This window comes from Kitasatospora sp. NPDC085895, from assembly GCF_040702125.1.
Classification (GTDB): Bacteria; Actinomycetota; Actinomycetes; order Streptomycetales; family Streptomycetaceae; genus Kitasatospora; species Kitasatospora arboriphila.
The window spans coordinates 1-1,350 of record NZ_JBFBJY010000231.1 but is presented as its reverse complement, the minus strand read 5'-3'; the positions used below and the strand labels follow the sequence as shown (position 1 = coordinate 1,350).

The 1,350-nt window shown below is 58.7% G+C and carries 1 protein-coding gene; it reads right to left on the bottom strand.

The window, feature by feature from the left end:
• Nucleotides 1-333: 333 nt before the first annotated feature.
• Nucleotides 334-1,224, bottom strand: coding sequence for a carbon-nitrogen hydrolase family protein (locus tag AB0442_RS42475; protein WP_028690945.1), 891 nt, complete (start codon nt 1,222-1,224; stop codon nt 334-336).
• Between the last annotated feature and the right edge of the window lie 126 nt (nt 1,225-1,350).

The window sequence follows — 1,350 nt, the reverse complement described above, 5'->3', positions numbered from 1 at the left end:
CTTCCGATCTCGCGTCAGTGCTTGCTTCTTTTCTTCCGGACTGTGTGGCATCGAACACCTCTCTACTTGGGTACACCGCCGCATTATACAATACTCCCCCATAGTATATGCGGCCGAACTTTGCCACAAATTCTGTGCTCTTCGAGCACTCTTACAGGCTAGTACAGGTTTGTTCCCAAGAAGCGCAAAACATTCAAATCAATGAATATTTCTTGCATGTATCGACAGCATCGGGGCAAGTTCAAAACTGGTCAAACTGGAAAAATCTATGCGCAGATAGATATGACCTATCTAAGCCGACTCATCGAGTTGAAGCTATCAAGATGAGACCGGCTAGGCGACCTGATGACCCGAGTGTCGAGCTTTCCGCAGTGCAGGCAACATCTGTCCGTCCCAGTCACGATCGACCGCAACCTGGGCCTGTTCTTGGTTTCGTTCGAGTGCTTCAACGTCAAGATCACCGATCGCCCATGTCTGCGTGCCGCAAGTAGTCGCGAGAATGCCATCCTCGGGGAATCCACGATCCATGGGTGCATAGATCGTGGCCTCGCCAGTGTTCGTGTCCAGCGCCGGACTCCAGTCAGCAGCTCCGGTCGTCACGGCCTGTGCGACGAACATCCGGTTCTCCAGTGCCCGCGCCATGCAGCCCACACGAACCCGGGTTGCACCTGCCCTCGTGTCCGTACAGCTCGGGACCAACAGCAGGCGTGCACCCGCCTCTCGCTGGGCTCGCACGGGCAATGGAAACTCACTGTCGTAGCAGACAGCGATGCCGGCACGCACGCCATTCAGGTCGAACACTTTGAGTTCGTCGCCCCCCTCGATGACGCCAGTGTCTTTCTCGAACCCCGTCAACTGCAATTTGTCCTGGTAGTCACGCGTGCCGTCCGGCGCAAACCACCACGCCCGGTTGCGATAGCGATCCGGTCCAACCCGGGTCAAGAACGTACCGGCCTGAATGGTCATGCGCAGCTCGCGCGCCAGGTCGGTGTACAGGGCCAGCCACGCAGGCTGCAAGGCCTGCAGCGCGGCCAGCGAGGCGTTGAAATCCTGGCGGATGCCAGGCTCGAACATCGCAGCCAGTTCGAGGGACAGATATTCTGGCAACACGGCCAGTTCCGCTCCGGCACGGCTCGCCTCCTCCAGAACCCGCCGCTGCCGCGCTGCGAATGCCTCGAAGCCCGTGGGCTGACCCACTGCGTATTTCGCAACTGCTACTTTCATTTCGCGTTCTCCAGGGAGCGTAGCCACATCGTGAGCGTCTGCTCGGTTTCGCTCGGCTCACCCACCTGTTTCCAGGGCAGCGTAACCTTCATGTCCGACTGCCGCACGTAGCCACGACGGATCCAG